20 protein-coding genes are annotated in these 17,937 nt (G+C 63.4%); 12 read left to right on the top strand and 8 right to left on the bottom strand.

Annotated elements, in window-relative coordinates:
* Positions 1 to 65: 65 nt before the first annotated feature.
* Complete coding sequence (locus ACZYHG_RS07950; protein WP_027059390.1) at positions 66 to 605, bottom strand: protease inhibitor Inh/omp19 family protein; 540 nt, start codon at positions 603 to 605, stop codon at positions 66 to 68.
* Positions 606 to 887: 282 nt separating this feature from the next.
* On the opposite strand from ACZYHG_RS07950, the gene ACZYHG_RS07945 reads away from it, so the two are divergent.
* From ACZYHG_RS07945 to ACZYHG_RS07905, 9 genes are all read left to right on the top strand, one after another.
* A complete protein-coding gene (locus ACZYHG_RS07945; protein ID WP_464613312.1) occupies positions 888 to 1,937 on the top strand; it encodes an MBL fold metallo-hydrolase in 1,050 nt (349 codons plus the stop codon).
* A gap of 37 nt (positions 1,938 to 1,974) precedes the next feature.
* Positions 1,975 to 2,544, top strand: a complete 570-nt coding sequence (locus ACZYHG_RS07940) for a hypothetical protein (RefSeq protein WP_464613311.1) — start codon at positions 1,975 to 1,977, stop codon at positions 2,542 to 2,544.
* 93 nt (positions 2,545 to 2,637) lie between these two features.
* Positions 2,638 to 2,799 (top strand): DUF1328 family protein, encoded by a 162-nt coding sequence (locus ACZYHG_RS07935; protein ID WP_027059387.1) that lies wholly within the window; start codon positions 2,638 to 2,640, stop codon positions 2,797 to 2,799.
* A gap of 121 nt (positions 2,800 to 2,920) precedes the next feature.
* The gene (gene dapF, locus ACZYHG_RS07930) at positions 2,921 to 3,805 is read left to right on the top strand and encodes a diaminopimelate epimerase (protein ID WP_027031922.1); all 885 of its coding nucleotides are present in this window, start codon (positions 2,921 to 2,923) and stop codon (positions 3,803 to 3,805) included.
* Entirely contained in the window at positions 3,805 to 5,142 is a 1,338-nt protein-coding gene (mtaB, locus tag ACZYHG_RS07925; RefSeq protein WP_464613310.1) for a tRNA (N(6)-L-threonylcarbamoyladenosine(37)-C(2))-methylthiotransferase MtaB, read from the top strand. Before dapF ends, mtaB begins: the two co-directional genes overlap by 1 nt.
* Before the next feature lie 12 nt (positions 5,143 to 5,154).
* The gene (gene ftsY / locus ACZYHG_RS07920) at positions 5,155 to 7,011 is read left to right on the top strand and encodes a signal recognition particle-docking protein FtsY (protein WP_464613309.1); all 1,857 of its coding nucleotides are present in this window, start codon (positions 5,155 to 5,157) and stop codon (positions 7,009 to 7,011) included.
* Between the two features lie 44 nt (positions 7,012 to 7,055).
* Positions 7,056 to 7,730: a septation protein A gene (locus ACZYHG_RS07915; RefSeq protein WP_464613308.1), complete on the top strand. Its 675-nt coding sequence runs from the start codon at positions 7,056 to 7,058 to the stop codon at positions 7,728 to 7,730.
* Positions 7,731 to 7,810: 80 nt separating this feature from the next.
* Positions 7,811 to 8,431: a pyridoxamine 5'-phosphate oxidase family protein gene (locus ACZYHG_RS07910; RefSeq protein WP_464613307.1), complete on the top strand. Its 621-nt coding sequence runs from the start codon at positions 7,811 to 7,813 to the stop codon at positions 8,429 to 8,431.
* Positions 8,432 to 8,472: 41 nt separating this feature from the next.
* Complete coding sequence (locus ACZYHG_RS07905) at positions 8,473 to 9,003, top strand: NADPH-dependent FMN reductase (protein WP_464614640.1); 531 nt, start codon at positions 8,473 to 8,475, stop codon at positions 9,001 to 9,003.
* A gap of 8 nt (positions 9,004 to 9,011) precedes the next feature.
* On the opposite strand, the gene ACZYHG_RS07900 is transcribed toward ACZYHG_RS07905, so the two are convergent.
* Both ACZYHG_RS07900 and ACZYHG_RS07895 read right to left on the bottom strand, forming a co-directional pair.
* Positions 9,012 to 9,218 (bottom strand): tautomerase family protein, encoded by a 207-nt coding sequence (locus tag ACZYHG_RS07900; protein ID WP_013892236.1) that lies wholly within the window; start codon positions 9,216 to 9,218, stop codon positions 9,012 to 9,014.
* Between the two features lie 178 nt (positions 9,219 to 9,396).
* Positions 9,397 to 10,317, bottom strand: coding sequence for an SMP-30/gluconolactonase/LRE family protein (locus tag ACZYHG_RS07895; protein WP_464613306.1), 921 nt, complete (start codon positions 10,315 to 10,317; stop codon positions 9,397 to 9,399).
* Between the two features lie 296 nt (positions 10,318 to 10,613).
* Here ACZYHG_RS07895 and ACZYHG_RS07890 point away from each other — a divergent pair, with 296 nt between their 5' ends.
* Complete coding sequence (locus ACZYHG_RS07890; RefSeq protein ID WP_080680864.1) at positions 10,614 to 10,778, top strand: hypothetical protein; 165 nt, start codon at positions 10,614 to 10,616, stop codon at positions 10,776 to 10,778.
* A gap of 176 nt (positions 10,779 to 10,954) precedes the next feature.
* On the opposite strand, the gene ACZYHG_RS07885 is transcribed toward ACZYHG_RS07890, so the two are convergent.
* The 4 genes from ACZYHG_RS07885 to ccmA all read right to left on the bottom strand — a co-directional run bounded on the left by ACZYHG_RS07885 (position 10,955) and on the right by ccmA (position 13,176).
* Positions 10,955 to 11,533, bottom strand: a complete 579-nt coding sequence (locus ACZYHG_RS07885; protein ID WP_464613305.1) for a DsbE family thiol:disulfide interchange protein — start codon at positions 11,531 to 11,533, stop codon at positions 10,955 to 10,957.
* The gene (gene ccmD, locus ACZYHG_RS07880; RefSeq protein ID WP_464613304.1) at positions 11,530 to 11,703 is read right to left on the bottom strand and encodes a heme exporter protein CcmD; all 174 of its coding nucleotides are present in this window, start codon (positions 11,701 to 11,703) and stop codon (positions 11,530 to 11,532) included. Before ccmD ends, ACZYHG_RS07885 begins: the two co-directional genes overlap by 4 nt.
* Before the next feature lie 161 nt (positions 11,704 to 11,864).
* On the bottom strand, positions 11,865 to 12,530 hold the full coding sequence (ccmB, locus tag ACZYHG_RS07875) for a heme exporter protein CcmB (protein ID WP_464613303.1): 666 nt from the start codon (positions 12,528 to 12,530) through the stop codon (positions 11,865 to 11,867).
* 37 nt (positions 12,531 to 12,567) lie between these two features.
* Positions 12,568 to 13,176 carry a heme ABC exporter ATP-binding protein CcmA gene (ccmA, locus tag ACZYHG_RS07870; protein WP_464613302.1) on the bottom strand — a complete coding sequence of 203 codons (609 nt, stop codon included), beginning with the start codon at positions 13,174 to 13,176 and terminating at the stop codon, positions 12,568 to 12,570.
* Between the two features lie 285 nt (positions 13,177 to 13,461).
* On the opposite strand from ccmA, the gene acnA reads away from it, so the two are divergent.
* Positions 13,462 to 16,152 (top strand): aconitate hydratase AcnA, encoded by a 2,691-nt coding sequence (gene acnA / locus ACZYHG_RS07865; protein ID WP_464613301.1) that lies wholly within the window; start codon positions 13,462 to 13,464, stop codon positions 16,150 to 16,152.
* Positions 16,153 to 16,273: 121 nt separating this feature from the next.
* Here the strand turns inward: acnA and ACZYHG_RS07860 are convergent, their stop codons facing one another.
* Positions 16,274 to 16,954, bottom strand: a complete 681-nt coding sequence (locus ACZYHG_RS07860) for a ceramidase domain-containing protein (protein ID WP_464613300.1) — start codon at positions 16,952 to 16,954, stop codon at positions 16,274 to 16,276.
* A gap of 178 nt (positions 16,955 to 17,132) precedes the next feature.
* Between ACZYHG_RS07860 and ACZYHG_RS07855 the strand changes: the two genes are divergently transcribed.
* Positions 17,133 to 17,918 (top strand): DUF1223 domain-containing protein, encoded by a 786-nt coding sequence (locus tag ACZYHG_RS07855; RefSeq protein WP_464613299.1) that lies wholly within the window; start codon positions 17,133 to 17,135, stop codon positions 17,916 to 17,918.
* Positions 17,919 to 17,937 lie beyond the last annotated feature (19 nt).

The raw sequence follows: 17,937 nt of genomic DNA, 5'->3' as shown, positions 1-17,937 counted from the left end.
AGCAATTCCAGGAAAAGTGTGTAGCGGTTTTCCGTCCGGAATTGCGTAAAAACAAAAATTATCGACTATCTTGTAAGCGAGATCGGCTGGCCGTTGGAAGTCTGGCCATCGAATTTCGAGCCGCCCGAGGAATAGAGCCGCGCCAGCGAGCCGCCATTCTCGTCGTAAAGCGTCAGCTGCTTGCCGGCGACATTCCACGACTTGATGCCGTCGATCGGTGCTGGGCAATGCAGCGGCCCGGCACGGAAGCCGGCGCCGAACTTGGTCTGCGGCGTCGCGATCTTGCAGCTCTGGCCGGAAACGCTGGCGTTCCAGACGCCGGCGACGCTTGCCGCGCTGAGATCCGAGGCACCGGCGGGTGCCGTGCCATCCGGCGGCAAGGAAGCCACCTGCGTGTTTGCCGGTGCGGTCGGGAATTTTGACGGATCGGTAGTGCCCGGTGAGGCCGGCGGCGGCAGCTGATTCGAACTCACCTGGCCGGCGGGTGCCGGCTGCAAGGGCGCCGGCTGTTGGTCGTCCATTGACGAAAACCGCGAGGTCGAGCAGCCGCTCGCAACGAGCGCAGCCAGCGATACGGCCACCAGGCCGCTTTTCGAAAAATTCATTCCAACCTCCGTCGGATCCGGCTGGGGGGACGCCGTCCGCGCAATCTCACCTCCACCAAGATGGAGAAGGTGGCGAAATTTCAACCTGATATGGTTAAAATAGGGTTTGCGGCAAGAATTGTTGCAAATTTATCGCAATCAGGGTGAGCCGGCGCCCTCATCGCCCGGTCCCCGCCATCCGTAACTGGGAAAGGCCGGTTCCCACGTCGTTCGCCCGCAAAAGCTTGCGCCGGCCTGCGCAGGACTTATGTCTAGGGGCCGAAACCCGCTGGAGCGCAGAGCTTGGCCGCAGGAAAGAAAGCCGCCAACCGCTATTACAGCGGTCCGCCCAGCGACCATTTCGATGGCAGCCTGTTCTTCAATCCCGGCGGCCAGCTGCCAGGTCGCTTCACCGATCTGCTGAAATGGCAGTTTAGCGGCCAACGTTCGAAATGGCCGGCCACCAACCCAAGCCCTTTTCCGCAGGCCAAGCCGACGGCGAGAGTCGAAGGTTCCGGGCTGACCGTGACCATGGTTGGCCACTCGACGCTGCTGATCCAGACGGCGGGCCTGAACATCCTCACCGATCCGGTCTGGTCGCAGCGCACCTCGCCATTTTCCTTTGCCGGACCCAAACGCATCAATCCGCCGGGCATCGCTTTTGCCGACCTGCCGCCGATCGACCTCGTGCTGGTCAGCCACAATCATTACGACCATCTCGACCTTGCGACGCTGACGCAGCTCAAGGCCAGCCACGAACCGACCGTGATCACGCCGCTCGGCAACGATGTCCTCATTGGTGGCGCGGTTCCCGGCATGCGGCTGGCCGCGCATGATTGGGGTGACCGGGTCGATATCGGCAACGGCGTTTTCGTCCATGTCGAGCCGGCGCATCATTGGTCGGCGCGGGGCGCCCGCGACCGGCGCATGGCACTGTGGGCTGGCTTCGTCGTCGAGACGCCTGGGGGAAAAATCTATTTCGCCGGCGACACCGGCTTCCACGACGGCATCAACTACCGGCTGATGGCGCACAAGCATGGCGGCTTCCGCTTCGCCATCCTGCCGATCGGCGCCTATGAGCCGCGCTGGTTCATGGCGCCGCAGCACCAGAACCCGGAGGAGGCCGTGCAAGGCATGAAGCTGTGCAATGCCGCCTTCGCCGCCGGTTGTCACTGGGGCACGTTTCAACTCACCGACGAGCCGATCGACGAGCCGGTCCGGAAACTGGCCGAGGCGCTTGACGCCGAGGGCCTGCCGCAGGAGCGCTTTCGCGCCATGCGCCCGGGAGAGGTGTGGGACGTTGCCGAACATCACATCGCGATAAACGAGCAGTTTACCCGGCGGTCTTTTTAGAAGACGATGCTAATGGATCGTCCTTGGGAGGAAGCCTATGAAGTTCCTTGCGGCAGCCTTGGCTGCGCTGGTCATCTCGACATCGACCGCCGCTTTTGCCGGCGAGATCGCCGACAAAGCCGCCGAAGCGGAGAAGGCGCTCCAGTCAAATGACGGCGTGGGGGCGCTGACGAAGTTCCGCGACGCCGAGGAGGCGCTGTGGAAAGCAATGCCGCTCGAAGTGATGAACGTGAAGCACATTACCGGGGCCACCGGCTTCGGCATCTACAACGAGCGCGCCAATCACATTTACAAGTCGGGCGAAGAGATTGTGCTTTACATGGAGCCGGTCGGCTATGGCTATGGCTCGGACGGGCTCGGCAACAACCAGATCGCGCTCTATGTCGACCTCACCGTGCTCAGCGCGGCCGGCGAGAAGCTGGGCACTTTCGAGAAGCTCGGCCGCATCCAGCTTGCCTCGCGCTCGCATAACCGCGAAATGTTCTTCAAGCTCAACGTCTCCCTGGATGGCGTGCCGCCCGGCAAATACCGTGCGGATTTCCTCATGCATGACGAGAACTCGCAAAAGACCGCACCCTTCACCACCGATTTCGAGATCGCCGGATAGGCACTTCGAGCACCAGCCTCGCAACGACGGAACCAGAGTGCGCGGACGGCGTTCCTAAGCCGCTGCAAACAAAGTCGATTTGCGAGGTTTTTCATGATCAAATGGATCATCATTCTTCTCATTGTCGCCGCCGCCGCCAGCCTGCTCGGCATGCCGGCTCTGGCCGGTGCCGCCGCCACGGGCGCGCGCGTCCTCATCGGTATCGTGCTGGTCATCTTCCTGCTGGTCGTGCTGGGCATCTTCGCGGTGACGTGAGCGCAGCGTCTTCGCTGTCGCAAAGCCGCGTCTAGATTGTCGCCTTGGGGCCGCGTTGCACTGGTAATTCCTGTCCGTTTCCGCCATATAGCGGCAAAACGGACAGGAATTTGCGAGAGCCATGGCAGGCACCGCCCCCTTCGCCAAGATGAACGGCATCGGCAACGAGATCATCGTTGCCGACATGCGCGGCCGTGCCGATCAGGTGACGGCGGCTGCCGCCGTTGCGCTGAACGCCGATGCCGCGACACGTTTCGACCAGATCATGGCGATCCATGATGCGCGCACAGCGGGTACCGCTTACTATGTCGACATCCTGAATTCGGACGGCTCCAGTGCGCAGGCCTGCGGCAACGGCATGCGCTGCGTCGTGCAGGCGCTCGCCGCCGAGAGCGGCCAGAAGACTTTCACCTTCGAGACCCGCGCCGGCATCCTCAACGCCAGGGAACATGCCGATGGCTCGATCTCGGTCGACATGGGCACACCGCGTTTCGGTTGGCAGGACATTCCGCTCGCCGAAGAATTCCACGACACAAGCAGGATCGAGCTGCAGATCGGCCCGATCGACGCGCCTGTGCTGCATTCGCCCTCCGCCGTCTCGATGGGCAATCCGCACGCCATCTTCTGGGTCGACCGCGACGTCTGGTCCTATGAGCTCGAACGCTTCGGCCCGCTGCTCGAAAACCACCCGATCTTCCCCGAGCGCGCCAACATCACCATCGCCCAGGTGACTTCACCCGAGAGCATGATCATCCGCACCTGGGAACGCGGTGCCGGCCTGACCAAGGCCTGCGGCTCCGCCGCTTGTGCCTCCGTTGTGGCAGCGGCCCGCACCAGGCGGACCGGCCGCAGCGTCAACCTGCTGACGCCGGGCGGCGGCACATTGCATGTCGAATGGCGCGACGACGATCATGTCATCCTGACAGGCGCCGCCGAATGGGAATTTTCCGGCAGTTTTGATCCCTCGGCTGGCACGTGGGCGCGCGACACCGAAAGCGCGGCCTGATGTCGGCTCTGTCGAAGAGCCCCGAGTTCGAGGGCTCCCTCTCCGAGGCTCCCAGCCGCATTGACGTGGTGACGTTCGGCTGTCGGCTGAACACCTATGAATCCGAAGTCATGCGGCGCGAGGCCGAAAGCGCCGGTCTCGGCGCGCTGGACGGCGGCGCCGTCATCTTCAACACCTGCGCCGTCACCAGCGAGGCGGTGCGCCAGGCCAGGCAGGCGATCCGCAAGGCGCGCCGCGACAACCCGCAGGCGCGCATCATCGTCACCGGCTGCGCTGCCCAGACCGAGCCTGAGAGATTCGCCGCCATGGACGAGGTCGATCTCGTGCTCGGTAATGAGGAGAAGCTGAAGGCGCATTCTTACCGCGCAATGCCGGATTTCGGCGTCAACGACACCGAGAAGGCCCGCGTCAACGACATCTTTTCGGTGCGCGAGACCGCCGGCCATATGGTCGACGCCATCGAGGGCCGCGCGCGTGCCTTCGTCCAGGTGCAGAATGGCTGCGACCATCGCTGCACCTTCTGCATCATTCCCTATGGCCGCGGCAATTCGCGCTCGGTGCCGATGGGCGCCGTGGTTGAACAGGTCAAGCGGCTGGCCGGCCACGGCTATGCCGAGATCGTGCTGACCGGCGTCGACATGACTTCTTTCGGCGCCGATCTGCCCGGCGCGCCCAAGCTCGGCAAACTGGTCAAGACGATCCTGCGCCAAGTGCCCGACGTCAAACGCCTGCGGCTGTCCTCGATCGATTCGATCGAGGCCGACGATGATCTGCTCGACGCCATCGCCACCGAACCCAGGCTGATGCCGCATCTGCATCTGTCGCTGCAGTCCGGCGACGACATGATCCTGAAGCGCATGAAACGCCGCCATCTGCGCGACCAGTCGATCCGCTTCTGCGAAGATGTGCGCAAATTGCGCAGAGATATCGTCTTCGGCGCCGACATCATCGCCGGCTTCCCGACCGAGACCGACGCCATGTTCGAAAACTCGGAAAAGATCGTTGGGGAATGTGGGCTGACCCATCTCCACGTCTTCCCGTTCAGCCCACGCGAGGGCACGCCCGCCGCGCGCATGCCACAGCTGCGCCGCGAAGTGGTCAAGCAGCGCGCAGCGCGCTTGCGTGCCGCCGGCGAAGCCGCGTATCGGCGTCATCTCACCTCGCTGCCTGGAACGCGCCAGTCGATCCTGATCGAGCGCGACGGCGTTGGCCGCACCGAAGGGTTCACGCTGGCAGCGCTCGGCACTGGCATGCCGGGCGAGATCGTCGAAGCGACAATTACTGGCCACGATGGCATCCGGCTGATCGCGGCCCCGCTTGCCGCACGCGCCGCCTGAGAAACGCAAAGCATGGCTGGTTTTTTCAAGAAGATATTTTCGTTCGGCAAGAAAGAGGTTGTCGAGGAGCGGATCGACGAGACCGCGCCGCTGCCGCCGATCAAATGGGACCAGCTGGATGCGCTGAAGCCGGCGGCCGAGCAGGTCGTTCCGGAGTTTTTGAAACGCGACGAGCCGGAGCCCGAAGCGAAGGTCGCGCTTGCACCCGCCGAGCCGAAGATAGCTCGCCCACCGGAACCGGCTCCCGAGCCGGCTCCGTCCATCCCGCCAGCGCCGGAGCCGACTGTTCCGTCCGAGCCGGAAATCCAGCCTGAGCCAGCGCCGGTCGAGGCACCGCAGCCGGCCGCGCCGGAAGCGCCTATCGAGCCGCCGGAGGAAATCCCGGCACCCCCGACCGCTCCGGAGCCTGCTCCCGAACCGCTGCCGCAAGAGGTGCCCGCACCCGCCCAGCCGGAGGTTGCGCCGCCGCTTCCGGAGAAGTTGCCGGAGCCAGCGCCGGTCGAAGTGCCGGCTCCGCCTGCCGAAGTTCCGGCGGAGACGCCGGCACCGGTCGAGGTACCGCCACCGGACGCACCTTCCGCGCAGCCAACTTCTGCGGCCAGCGCCACCCCTTATCCGCCTGCCGGCACCTTCTCCCCGTATAGGGACGGGGAGAAGGAAGAAGCTCCAACGCCGCCCTCGCCCCACTTACGAGAAGAGGGACACCGCGAAGTTGCGAAATATCCCGCGCCAACCGCAGAGGCTGTGCCCGAAGCCCCAGTGGCGGAAATCGCCGCCCCAATTCGTCAATCGACGCCGGTGGAGACGCAGCCCGTCATTGCCGAGATCGCGCCAGAGCCGCTGTCCGTCCCTCAACCACTGCCAGAGCCGAAACCCGCTGCTGGCAAGGTGACCGTCACCAAGAAAGTCGAGCAGAAGGCCGAGCCAGTAAAAACACCCGAACCGGCGCCAAGGCGCTCCTGGTTCCAGCGCATGCGGGACGGGCTAGCCCGCTCGTCGCGCGAACTCACCGGCAACATCGCCGGCGTCTTCACCAAGCGCAAGCTGGACGAGGAGACGCTGCAGGACCTGGAGGATGTGCTGATCCGCGCCGATCTCGGCATGGAGACAGCACTTCGCATCACCGACGCGCTGGCCGCCAGCCGCTACGGCAAGGACGTCTCCGACACAGACGTGCGCACTGTCATGGCGGCCGAGGTGGAGAAGGTGCTGACCCCCGTCGCCCGGCCGCTGGAGCTCGATCTCTCGCACAAGCCGCATGTCATCCTGGTGGTCGGCGTCAACGGTACCGGCAAGACCACCACCATCGGCAAGCTGGCGGCAAAACTGACCGATGGCGGCCTTTCGGTGATGCTCGCCGCCGGCGACACCTTTCGCGCCGCCGCGATCGAGCAATTGAAGATCTGGGGCGAGCGGACGAAATCGCCTGTCATCGCCTCCAAGATCGGCGCCGATGCCGCCGGCCTCGCCTATGACGCCTTCGAAAAGGCCAAGGAGGCAGGCTCCGACGTGCTGATCATCGACACCGCTGGCCGCCTGCAGAACAAGACCGAGCTGATGGCGGAGCTGGAAAAGATCGTCCGCGTGCTGGGCAAGCTCGATCCGGAAGCGCCGCACACCGTGCTGCAGACGGTCGACGCCACCACCGGCCAGAACGCGCTCAACCAGGTCGAGATCTTCCGCAACATCGCCGGCGTCAGCGGCCTGGTGATGACCAAGCTGGACGGCACGGCGCGCGGCGGTATTCTTGTAGCCATCGCGGCAAAGCACAAATTGCCGGTCTATTTCATCGGCGTCGGCGAACAGGTCGACGACCTCGAACCTTTCTCGGCCAGCGAATTCGCCAGGGCGATCGCTGGCGTGGCGTAACGGCATGATCCCTTGAAACGGGATCGTGTGTAAGAAGGAAGATCATGAACCCACCCATTCTCGAACGCGATCCGTCCGACCCGCAGAAAGAGAAGAAGGAAGGCGTCAATCCCGTGCTCAAGCTGGTGCTGGAGCTCGGACCGCTGCTCGTCTTCTTCTTCGCTAATGCGCGTGGCGAATGGCTGGTGCAGAAATTCCCTGTTCTCGGTGAGTTCGGCGGTCCGATCTTTGTTGCCACCGGCCTGTTCATGGCGGCGACGGCAATAGCGCTGATCGCCTCCTGGCTGCTGACGCGCACCTTGCCGATCATGCCGATGGTCTCGGGCGTCGTCGTCTTCATCTTCGGCGCGCTGACGCTCTATCTCCAGGACGACGTCTTCATCAAGATGAAGCCGACCATCGTCAACACGCTGTTCGGCGGCGTGCTGCTCGGCGGCCTGTTCTTCGGCAGATCGCTGCTCGGCTATGTCTTCGAGTCCGCCTTCAAGCTCGATGCCGAAGGCTGGAGAAAACTCACCTTCCGCTGGGGCCTGTTCTTTATCTTCCTGGCCGTCGTCAACGAAGTGGTGTGGCGCAATTTTTCCACCGACGCCTGGGTTACCTTCAAGGTCTGGGGCATCATGCCGATCACGCTTCTGTTCACCTTCAGCCAGATGCCGCTGATCCTGCATCATTCGCTGGACGACAAGGCAAGCGGGGAAGAAAAGTCCGGGAAGTAGGGCGTGCAAGTAGAGCAATTCCAGGAAAAGTGTGAAGCGGTTTTCCGTCCGGAATTGCGTCAAACAAGAGGGGGAGAGCCATGGATTTCGTCACCACGCGCGAAGAGTTGCGGACGATCTACAAAACGCCGCGCCCGACCGACGGCTCGATCCGCAAGGAATTGAAGGCGCTCGACGGCCATTGCCGCTCCTTCATCGGCAAGAGCCCGTTCGTGCTGATCGGTTCCTCCGACGGCGAAGGCAATGCCGATGTGACGCCCAAGGGTGACAAGCCCGGCTTCGCCGCCATTCTCGACGACCGGACCATCGCCATCCCCGACCGGCCCGGCAACAACCGGTTGGACACGCTGGAAAACATCCTGCGCAATCCCTCGGTCGGGCTGCTCTTCCTCATCCCCGGCATGAACGAGACGTTGCGCGTCAATGGCGATGCCCGCATCACGGTCGACGCCACCTTACGCGAGCGCCTGGCCGTCGACGGGAAGGAGCCGCAAAGCGTCATCCTCGTCGCCGTCAAGGCTGCCTACATGCACTGCGCCAAGGCCTTCATGCGCTCCGATCTGTGGAAGCCTGACACCTGGTACGACCGCGCCACGTTGCCGACGCTCGGCCAGATCCTGCGCGACCAGCTGGTGGTTGCCGATTCGGCCGAGGCGACCGATCGCTGGCTCGACGACGAATACAAGCAGACCATGTGGTAGGCTTTTGCGGACGCGATTCGTCCTGATTGGCCTTACCCATTGTGCTGAACATCCTCGCCATCTCCGGCAGCCTGCGGGCGGCCTCCACCAATTCAGCCCTGGTCGCGGCACTGGCGCGCAACGTGCCGCCCGCCTGCCGCGTCACCGTCTATGACGGGCTCGGCCGCTTGCCGATCTTCAATCCCGATGACGAGGGCGAGCGGACACCGCGCGAAGCGGCCCATCTGATCGACGCCGTCACCAGTGCCGATGGCATCATCGTTTCCTGTCCAGAATATGCCCATGGCGTGCCCGGCGGGCTGAAGAACGCGCTCGACTGGCTGGTGTCGCGCGACGCCGCCGTCGGCAAGCCGGCCATGCTGGCCCACGCCTCGCCGCGCTCACTCTATGCCCGCGCCGCTTTGGCCGAGATCATGCGGACGATGTCGTTCGCGCTTTGTGAGGGCGAGCTGGAGATTGCGCTGCTGGGGAAGAAGCCGCCGGAGGTGGAGGGCATCCTGGCGGAGTCGGGAAATATGAAGGCGATGCACGATGCGCTCACAGCCTTCGCCGATTTCATCCGCTCGCGTTGAGGGGCGCCCTACCCCTTCCTTAGCGTCTCGACATCGGTCTTGCCGACATACCAGTCGCGGGCGTTGACCTCTTCGAAAACCACCCAGACATCGTCATTGCCGAGCCCGGTGGCGTCCATGATGGCCGCTGTGACTTTCTTGGCGATGTCAGCCTTCTTGCCTGCCGGATCGGCGGCGATCACTTCCTTGACGATGCGGATGTTGACGAATGGCATGATTTTCTCCCCTTCAAATACCTACGCCGCTGAGAGACCGTTTCGAAATTCACTCTGGCGAGTCATATGATGGTGGTTTCGAGAACCGGAGCGCAGCGGACATTTGGGTCCGTGAGCACCGGAAGCGCAGAAAACGCCTTCAGATGGCCGCCAGAGTAGAATTTCGAAACGGTCTCACTCAAAAAGTCTTGGCCCCATTCACCATCAGCCGCACCATGTAAAGCGAGGTGGTGCCGGCGATGTAGAGGCAGTTCAGCTTGTTGCCGCCAAACACACAGTTCGCCGTCACCTCCGGCACCTTGACCTTGCCGATCAGCGTTCCGTCCGGATCGTAGCAATGGATACCGTCGGCGGCACTGGTCCAGATCCGCCCGGCCGCATCGAGCCGGAAGCCGTCGAACAGGCCGGCCGTGCAGTCGGCGAACACCTTGTCGCCGGAAACCTTCTTGCCATGCTTGCCGACATTGAACACCCGCATATGCGCCGGATTCTGCGCGCCATGCGTGCGGCCGGTGTCGACGACATAGAGCAGGCTCTCGTCGAGCGAGAAGGCAAGCCCGTTGGGTCTCACCATGTCGGTGATGACGGCCTCGACATCCCCGCTGTCGGGATCGACCCGGTAGACGTTGCAGGCGCCGATCTCGCTTTCGGCCTTGTCGCCCTCATAGTCGGTGTCGATGCCGTAGCTGGGGTCGGTGAACCAGATCGAGCCGTCGGATTTCACCACCGCGTCGTTGGGCGAGTTCAGCCGCTTGCCCTTCCATTTGGCGGCGATGGTGGTGACCGAACCGTCATGCTCGGTGCGGCTGACGCGGCGGCCCGAATGCTCGCAAGTGACCAGCCGGCCCTGCCGGTCGACGGTGTTGCCGTTGGAATTGCCCGATGGCTGCCGGAAAACGCTGACGCTGCCGTCGGTTTCATCGAAGCGCAGCATGCGGTTGTTGGGGATGTCGGACCAGACGACGTAGCGGCCGGCGGCGAACCAGGCCGGCCCTTCCGCCCAGCGGCACCCGGTGAACAGCTTCTCCACCTGCGCGCTGCCGTTGAACAGGCGCGCGAAGCGCGGATCGAGAACTTCGTAATAATCTGCGGCCGCCATGCATTTCCTCCCGGCATCAGGTGACGCCGGATCAAGCCAGCCCGCGATCGATCTGGCAAGACGGGGCCGTCGCAATTTGTATGACAAAACGGCGAGGAAACAGCCGTCCGACCAGAGCTGGATCGCGACCGGCCAACCAAGGCGCAGCTTAGGACTCGATTAACCGGCTATGCGCTGCGCGCAATGGTGCATTGCAACATCTTCTTTTTGCAATGCACCATTCCTATGTCATGTTCCGTATTGACCAAGGGAGGAAGAACCGGCCGCGAGAATGCGGCACAAAAGGAACCCTTGCTATGATCTTCGATCTCATGAACCGCGCTCGCAGCAGCATCGCCAAGCGCAAGCACTACAACCGCCTCGTCGCCGAAATCGACAGCTTCTCCAGCCGCGATCTGGCCGACATGCGCGCCGACCGCAGCGAGATGCTGTACCAGGTCCACAAGCAGATCTACGGCTGAGTCTGGCTGAGGGGAACCCCCTCACCCGGATTGCCAAAACCGAATTGCAAGGCGATTCGGGGCAATCCGACCTCTCCCCGAGGGGAGGGGAGCTAGTCAGCGCCGGCGTCATCTCTTCTCCCCTCGGGGAGAAGGTGGCCGCGTAGCGGCCGGATGAGGCGGCGTGGCGCTACCGCCTAACCAGGCACCGCCAGCGCCTTTTCTATCTGTGGCAGCAAGAGACCCCTGGCCGTCTCCGACGTCAGCGGCCCAACAAACTTGTAGGCGATCTTGCCGTCCTTGCCGATGACGAAGGTTTCCGGCACGCCGTAGACGCCCCAGTCGATCGCCGTGCGGCCGGCTTCGTCGACGCCGATCGCCTGGAACGGATTGCCGAGGTCGCCAAGGAACCGGCGGGCGTTTTCCGGCTGGTCCTTGTAGTTCAGCGCCGTCATCACGAACCGCTTGTCCTGCGACAGCGCCAGCAACACCGGGTGCTCTTCCCGGCACGGCGCGCACCATGACGCAAACACGTTGACCAGCGTGACCTTGCCGGCGAAGGCTCTGGAATCAAGCCCCGGCAGGTTTGACCCCTCCAGTGCCGGCAGATTGGTCCGTGGGGCCGGCAGGCCGATCAGCGCCGACGGCACTTCCGAGACATCGCGGCCGGAAAGCAGCTGCGACAGGAACAGGCCGGCAAGGCCGAGGAAAATCAACAGCGGCAACAGCACGAACAGGCGGCGGCCCCGCGTCGGGGTTTCGGTTTCGCTGCTCACGGCTTCTCAGCCTCCGCCTTGTCGGAACGTCGCCGCACGCCTGCTGCTTCCAGTTCGGCAAGATCCCGCTTGCGCCCCCTTTGGTCGAGCAGGATCCAGCCGATCAGCCCGGCCAGAACGACCGCCGTGATGCCATAGGCGGCAGTGACATAGAGTGCATGCATGCTCATGCCTGCCGCTCCATCGACGCGCCTCTTTCCAACCTTCCGCCTCGTTCGATCATTCTTTCCCTTAACGGCCTGCCTACGGCTGCGCAACGCACCTTGGTCTCAAACATACGTGGCCCCCGTGCCGCGGCCCTTGATGTCGCGCAAACCATGGCCAACCTCGCTCAGTCGGTTCCGTGGCGCAGCGCCAGCGCGGCCGACACCGGCCCCAGCACCGCAAGAAACAGCGTCAGCGCGGCAAGAATGAGGAAGGGCTGCAGGAACGGATCGGGATTGGCCGTCGCGCCATAGCTCGCCGAAACGCCGAAGATCAGCACCGGAATGGTCAGCGGCAGCACCAGCACCGAGATCAACAGCCCGCCGCGCGGCAGTGCCACCGCCACCGCAGCGCCGGCGGCGCCGATGAAGGTGATGGCCGGTGTGCCGACCAAAAGGGTGAGCGCCGTGGCGCCGGTTGCCAGCGGCTCCATGTTCATGAACAGGCCGAGCAGGGGCGCGGCGACCACCAGCGGCAGCACGCTGCCCGCCCAATGCGCCAGGCATTTCACCAGCACGGTCAAGGCCAGCATGTGCCGGTCATTGCCGAGCACCAGGAGATCGAGCGAGCCGTCCTCGCGGTCGGCCTGGAACAGCCGGTCGAGCCCGAGCAGGCAGGACAGCAGCGCGCCGATCCACAGGATCGCCGGACCGATGCGGGCCAGCAGGTTCAGGTCGGGTCCGACGCCGAACGGGATGGTGGCGATAACCGCGAGGAAGAAGATGACGCCGGTCAGCGCCCCGCCACCGGCGCGGATGTTGAGGCGGATGTCGCGCAGGAAGAGGGACCACATTACGATTTGCGTCCTGTCGCGCCGTAGAGAACCGACATCAACCGGCTTCCCCCATTGCCAACGTCTTCGCCCCATCCAACCCCAGCGGCAGATGCGTCGCCGCGACAATCATCCCGCCCCCAGCGCAATGCTTCCCCATCAACCCCGCAAACCGCGCCTCCGAAGCCTGGTCCAGCCCCGCAGTCGGCTCATCCAGCAGCCACAACGGCCGGTGGCTGACCAAAAGCTTGGCGATCGCCGCACGCCGCCTTTGCCCGGTCGAGAGATAGCCGAACGGCAGATGACCGATGCCATCAAGCCCGACCGTTTCCAGCGCCTCCTTGACGCCGACATCTCCATCGCCATTGAAATCACGCCAGAAGCGCAGATTTTCCGCCACGCTCAGCGCCGGCTTCATCGCATTCTGGTGACCAAGGTAATGACACGCCGAGGCAACAGACGGAAACGTCTCGCCGTCGCCTTCGATTCTTACACTTCCTTCCGCCACCGGCAGCAGCCCGGCGATGATCCTCAGCAAGGTTGATTTGCCCGATCCATTCGGTCCAGTGACGACCAGCGCCTGGCCTTCCCCTAGGTCAAAGCCAACCCCGGAAAACACGCTTTCGCCGCCACGTTCGCCGCCCAGATTTTCGGCGATAAGCCGCATCCGTCGCCTGCCCTGAAATCAATGTTTCGCGAGCGCTGCCGCATCGCACAAATTTGCTCCGCAACTGTCTAGAACTATTCCAGAAAATTCTCTATATGCGGTGCATCCGTGCCAGCGGTCGGCGCGGGAACAGAATTAGCGCCGAACCAGCGCACGCGCCGCCTTGAACGGCTCGGGTTGGCTGGGAACGGACAGCGGAAATGGCCGTACCCGCACCTTTGCGCGTGATTGCATGCCATCGGCGTCCGTTCCCTTTCAGGCTGAACAGACAAGGACGGATCGCACGTGTCAAAATCCCTCGATAGTTTCAATTGCCGCCGCACGCTGACCGCTGGTGGCACCGAATATGCCTATTTCGACCTCATCGAGGCCGAGAAGAACGGCCTGACCGGTATTTCCCAGCTGCCCTATTCGATGAAGGTGCTGCTGGAGAACCTGCTTCGCAACGAAGACGGCCGCTCCGTCACCAAGGAATCGATCCAGGCGGTTGCCGGCTGGCTGACCGACAAGGGCACCGCCGGCGTCGAGATCGCCTATCGCCCTGCCCGCGTGCTGATGCAGGATTTCACTGGCGTTCCGGCCGTGGTCGACCTTGCCGCCATGCGCGACGCCATGGCTTCGCTCGGCGGCGATCCGCAGAAGATCAACCCGCTGGTGCCGGTCGACCTTGTCATCGACCACTCCGTCATCGTCGACGAGTTCGGCACGCCGATGGCCTTTGCTCGCAATGTCGAGCTCGAATATGAGCGCAACGAAGAGCGCTACAAGTTCCTGAAATGGGGCCAGCAGGCGTTCCGCAATTTCCGCGTCGTGCCGCCCGGCACCGGCATCTGCCACCAGGTCAACCTCGAATATCTCGGCCAGGTCGTCTGGACCAACACCGAGGATGGTGAAACCACCGCCTACCCCGACACCTGCGTCGGCACCGATTCGCACACCACCATGATCAACGGTCTCGGCGTGCTCGGCTGGGGCGTCGGCGGCATCGAGGCCGAAGCGGCCATGCTCGGCCAGCCGGTTTCCATGCTGCTGCCGGAAGTCATCGGCTTCCGCCTCACCGGCAGGCTGAAGGAAGGCATCACCGCCACCGACCTCGTGCTCACCGTCACCCAGATGCTGCGCAAGAAGGGCGTCGTCGGCAAATTCGTCGAGTTCTTCGGCCCGGGCCTTTCCAACATGACGTTGGCCGACCGCGCAACCATCGGCAACATGGCGCCCGAATATGGTGCCACCTGCGGCTTCTTCCCGGTCGATTCCGAAACCATCCGCTACCTGACGATGTCGGGCCGCGAGGAAAGCCGCATCGCACTGGTCGAGGCCTATTCCAAGGCGCAAGGCATGTGGCGCGAGGCGGGCTCCGCCGACCCGGTCTTCACCGACCTGCTCGAACTGGAACTCGGCAGCGTCGTGCCGTCGATGGCCGGCCCCAAGCGTCCCGAAGGCCGCGTTCCGCTCGAAGGCATTCCGGCCGGCTTCGCCAAGGCAATGGAGACCGAGTACAAGAAGGCGGCTGAAATCCACAAGCGCTACGCCGTCGAAGGCACCGATCATGATCTCGGCCATGGCGATGTCGTCATCGCCGCCATCACGTCCTGCACCAACACCTCGAACCCGAGCGTGCTGATCGGCGCCGGCCTGCTGGCGCGCAACGCCAACCGCCTTGGCCTGAAGCAGAAGCCGTGGGTGAAAACCTCTTTGGCCCCCGGCAGCCAGGTGGTCGCCGAATATCTGGAAAAGTCCGGCCTGCAGAAGGAGCTCGACCAGATCGGCTTCAATCTGGTCGGCTTCGGCTGCACCACTTGCATCGGCAATTCCGGCCCGCTGCCGGCGCCGATCTCCAAGACCATCAACGACAAGGGCCTGATTGCCGCTGCCGTGCTTTCCGGCAACCGCAATTTCGAAGGCCGCGTCTCGCCCGACGTGCAGGCGAACTACCTGGCCTCACCGCCGCTGGTGGTGGCGCATGCGCTGGCCGGCACCGTCACCAAGGACCTCACGACCGAGCCGCTCGGCGAGGACAAGAACGGCAATCCGGTCTACCTCAGGGATATCTGGCCGAGCTCGGCGGAGATCCAGGAGTTCATCGAGAAGAACGTCACCCGCGAGCTGTTCGCCCGCAAATATGCCGACGTCTTCAAGGGCGACGAGCACTGGCAGAAGGTGCAGGCGCCGGAAGGCCAGACCTATGCCTGGGACGACAACTCGACCTATGTGCAGAACCCGCCCTATTTCGCTGGCATGACTGCTGGTTTCGGCAAGATCGGCGATATCAAGGGCGCCCGCGTGCTCGGCCTGTTCGGCGACAAGATCACCACCGACCACATCTCACCGGCGGGTTCGATCAAGGCGGCTTCCCCGGCTGGCAAGTATCTCACCGACCACGGCGTCGGCGTTGCCGACTTCAACCAGTACGGCACGCGGCGCGGCAACCATGAGGTGATGATGCGCGGCACCTTCGCCAACATCCGCATCCGCAACCACATGCTGGGCGAGAACGGCCGCGAGGGCGGCTACACCATCCATTATCCGTCGAAGGAAGAGGAATCGATCTACGACGCGGCGATGGAGTACAAGAAGGAAGGCGTGCCGCTGGTCATCTTCGCCGGCGTCGAATACGGCAACGGCTCGTCGCGCGACTGGGCGGCCAAGGGCACCAATCTGCTCGGCGTCCGCGCCGTCATCGCCCAGTCCTTCGAGCGCATCCATCGCTCGAACCTGGTCGGCATGGGCGTCATCCCCTTCGTCTTCGAGGAAGGCACCTCCTGGGCCTCGCTCAACCTCAAGGGCGATGAGCTGGTCGAGATCGACGGCCTGAGCGCCATCAAGCCGCGCCAGACGATGACCGCCAAGATCACCTATGGCGACGGCACGGTGAAGAACGTGCCGATCATCTGCCGGATCGATACGCTGGACGAGCTCGACTACTTCAAGAACGGCGGCATCCTGCAGTACGTGCTGCGCGATCTGGCTGCATAACTTAAGGGAATAAGGCAGTAGGGCAGTAAGGCAATAAGGGGTAGGGAACGAAGAGCCCTACTGCCCTACTGCCCTACTGCCCTACTGCCCTACTGCCCTACTGCCCTACTGCCCTACTGCCCTACTGCCCTACTGCCCTAACCTTCGGCGCCCCAAACCGCGCCGTCGCCGCCAGCAGCACACCCAGCATCAGCCCGTTGAAGATGTGCCACAGGAAATGCGTGCCGAGCGGAAAGCTGGCGCAGACCCGCGGGTCGATCATGCGGCAGATGACGGAGACGACGAAGATCGCCGACCCTGCCAGATTGTACCAGCCGGCCCGGTTGCCGCTGACTGTTATCCAGGCCCCGAAGAAAGCGAGCGCCAGGAACGGAGGCAGATAGCCTGTCGTGCCGTTCGACGCCTGCCGCAGCCAGTCCGGCACGGCGAAAGTGATTGCCCCGGCCACCACATAGAAGACAACGAAGATCGCGATCGCCTTGCCCCATTCCATGCCGAGGAGGCGGCGCAGGTTGAACAGCGTATAAGCGAGCGTGAAGCCGGCAATCGGCAGCACGTCGATCCAGACCGTGCCCTTGGTGGCGAAGGTATGGAAGATCGTCGAACCGATGCCGATCGCCACCACCCACCAGGCCAGCACCTCGGCGAAGGTGCCGGTTTTATGCCGCCGTACTTCCCGCACCCCCCACAATCCCGCGGCAATGAAAGCAAGGTTTGTCAAAGCATTAGCCGGCTCGGCCCAAAGTCCAGGGCCGGTCCGCTCGCAATAGAGATCGACAGGGGTCAAGAGAGTTTGCCACATGGTGATGATCCTATCCCGAATCGAACCGCGCCGTGAAATGCAGTACCTCTGCTATTGCGGCCTTACCTGCGACTGCAATGGCAAAAATTTCACCGCAACGTGACTTCCCGTTGACTTCCGCTTCTGCCACATATTTCAGCCAATCAGAACAAAGCCGGCGCCACCGGCGGGAATTGGAATGATCATGGCCTGGCGAAAATCATTGTGGCTGGCAGCCTTAGCGCTGGCCTTTTCGGCCTTTGCCGGGGCTGGCCATGCAGGCGAGGCCGAGCGTATCCAGGCCGACAAGCCGCAGCAGGACAAGCCGCTCGGCGTGGTCGAACTGTTCACCAGCCAGGGCTGCAGTTCCTGCCCGCCGGCCGATGCGTTCTTTGCCGAACTGGCCACCAAGGAAGACATCGTCGCGCTCTCCTATCACGTCGACTATTGGGACTATCTCGGCTGGAAAGACACGCTGAGCCGCAAGGAAAACACCGAGCGGCAATATGACTATATGCGCGCCTTCGGCAGCCGCTCCGTCTATACGCCGCAGGCGGTCCTCAACGGCCGCGTGCATGTCAACGGCGCCAATCGCGGCGAGGTCGACGGCGCGCTTGCCCGCATGGCCAAGGGTGGCGAAGGCATTCGCGTCCCTATCAAGGTCAGCCGCACCAGCGACCGCGTGATCATCGATGCCGGCGATGCCGAAACCGGCCCCAGCGACGCCCATGTCGTCATCGTCTATTTCGAGCAGCCGCAGACGGTCAAGATCGCCCAGGGCGAGAACTCCGGCCGCAAGATGACCTACTGGAATGCCGTCACCGGCATCCAGACCGCCGGCATGTGGCACGGCAAGGCGCAACGCTATGAACTGCCGATGAGCGAGATCAACAAAAAGGGCGGCTGCGCCGTGCTTTTGCAGTCGGTCGGCAAGGACGGCATGCCCGGCCCCATCCTCGGTGCCGCCTTCATCCACAAGCCCTGATTTAGACGGCCTGAAAAGG

The sequence above is a fragment of the Mesorhizobium subarcticum genome, assembly GCF_055456085.1.
The sequence above is the reverse complement of the archived record's forward strand: the minus strand, read 5'-3'. Positions and strand labels throughout refer to the sequence as shown.

What these genes read in the sequence shown, in the direction of transcription:
- ccmD (WP_464613304.1), bottom strand. Translation starts at nt 11,703, where the DNA reads ATGAGCATGCATGCACTCTATGTCACTGCCGCCTATGGCATCACGGCG.
- ACZYHG_RS07855 (WP_464613299.1), top strand. Translation starts at nt 17,133, where the DNA reads ATGATCATGGCCTGGCGAAAATCATTGTGGCTGGCAGCCTTAGCGCTG.
- ACZYHG_RS07910 (WP_464613307.1), top strand. Translation starts at nt 7,811, where the DNA reads ATGGATTTCGTCACCACGCGCGAAGAGTTGCGGACGATCTACAAAACG.
- ccmA (WP_464613302.1), bottom strand. Translation starts at nt 13,176, where the DNA reads ATGCGGCTTATCGCCGAAAATCTGGGCGGCGAACGTGGCGGCGAAAGC.
- ACZYHG_RS07940 (WP_464613311.1), top strand. Translation starts at nt 1,975, where the DNA reads ATGAAGTTCCTTGCGGCAGCCTTGGCTGCGCTGGTCATCTCGACATCG.
- ACZYHG_RS07915 (WP_464613308.1), top strand. Translation starts at nt 7,056, where the DNA reads ATGAACCCACCCATTCTCGAACGCGATCCGTCCGACCCGCAGAAAGAG.
- ACZYHG_RS07890 (WP_080680864.1), top strand. Translation starts at nt 10,614, where the DNA reads ATGATCTTCGATCTCATGAACCGCGCTCGCAGCAGCATCGCCAAGCGC.
- mtaB (WP_464613310.1), top strand. Translation starts at nt 3,805, where the DNA reads ATGTCGGCTCTGTCGAAGAGCCCCGAGTTCGAGGGCTCCCTCTCCGAG.
- ftsY (WP_464613309.1), top strand. Translation starts at nt 5,155, where the DNA reads ATGGCTGGTTTTTTCAAGAAGATATTTTCGTTCGGCAAGAAAGAGGTT.
- dapF (WP_027031922.1), top strand. Translation starts at nt 2,921, where the DNA reads ATGGCAGGCACCGCCCCCTTCGCCAAGATGAACGGCATCGGCAACGAG.
- ACZYHG_RS07950 (WP_027059390.1), bottom strand. Translation starts at nt 605, where the DNA reads ATGAATTTTTCGAAAAGCGGCCTGGTGGCCGTATCGCTGGCTGCGCTC.
- ACZYHG_RS07935 (WP_027059387.1), top strand. Translation starts at nt 2,638, where the DNA reads ATGATCAAATGGATCATCATTCTTCTCATTGTCGCCGCCGCCGCCAGC.
- ACZYHG_RS07895 (WP_464613306.1), bottom strand. Translation starts at nt 10,317, where the DNA reads ATGGCGGCCGCAGATTATTACGAAGTTCTCGATCCGCGCTTCGCGCGC.
- ccmB (WP_464613303.1), bottom strand. Translation starts at nt 12,530, where the DNA reads ATGTGGTCCCTCTTCCTGCGCGACATCCGCCTCAACATCCGCGCCGGT.
- ACZYHG_RS07860 (WP_464613300.1), bottom strand. Translation starts at nt 16,954, where the DNA reads ATGTGGCAAACTCTCTTGACCCCTGTCGATCTCTATTGCGAGCGGACC.
- ACZYHG_RS07900 (WP_013892236.1), bottom strand. Translation starts at nt 9,218, where the DNA reads ATGCCATTCGTCAACATCCGCATCGTCAAGGAAGTGATCGCCGCCGAT.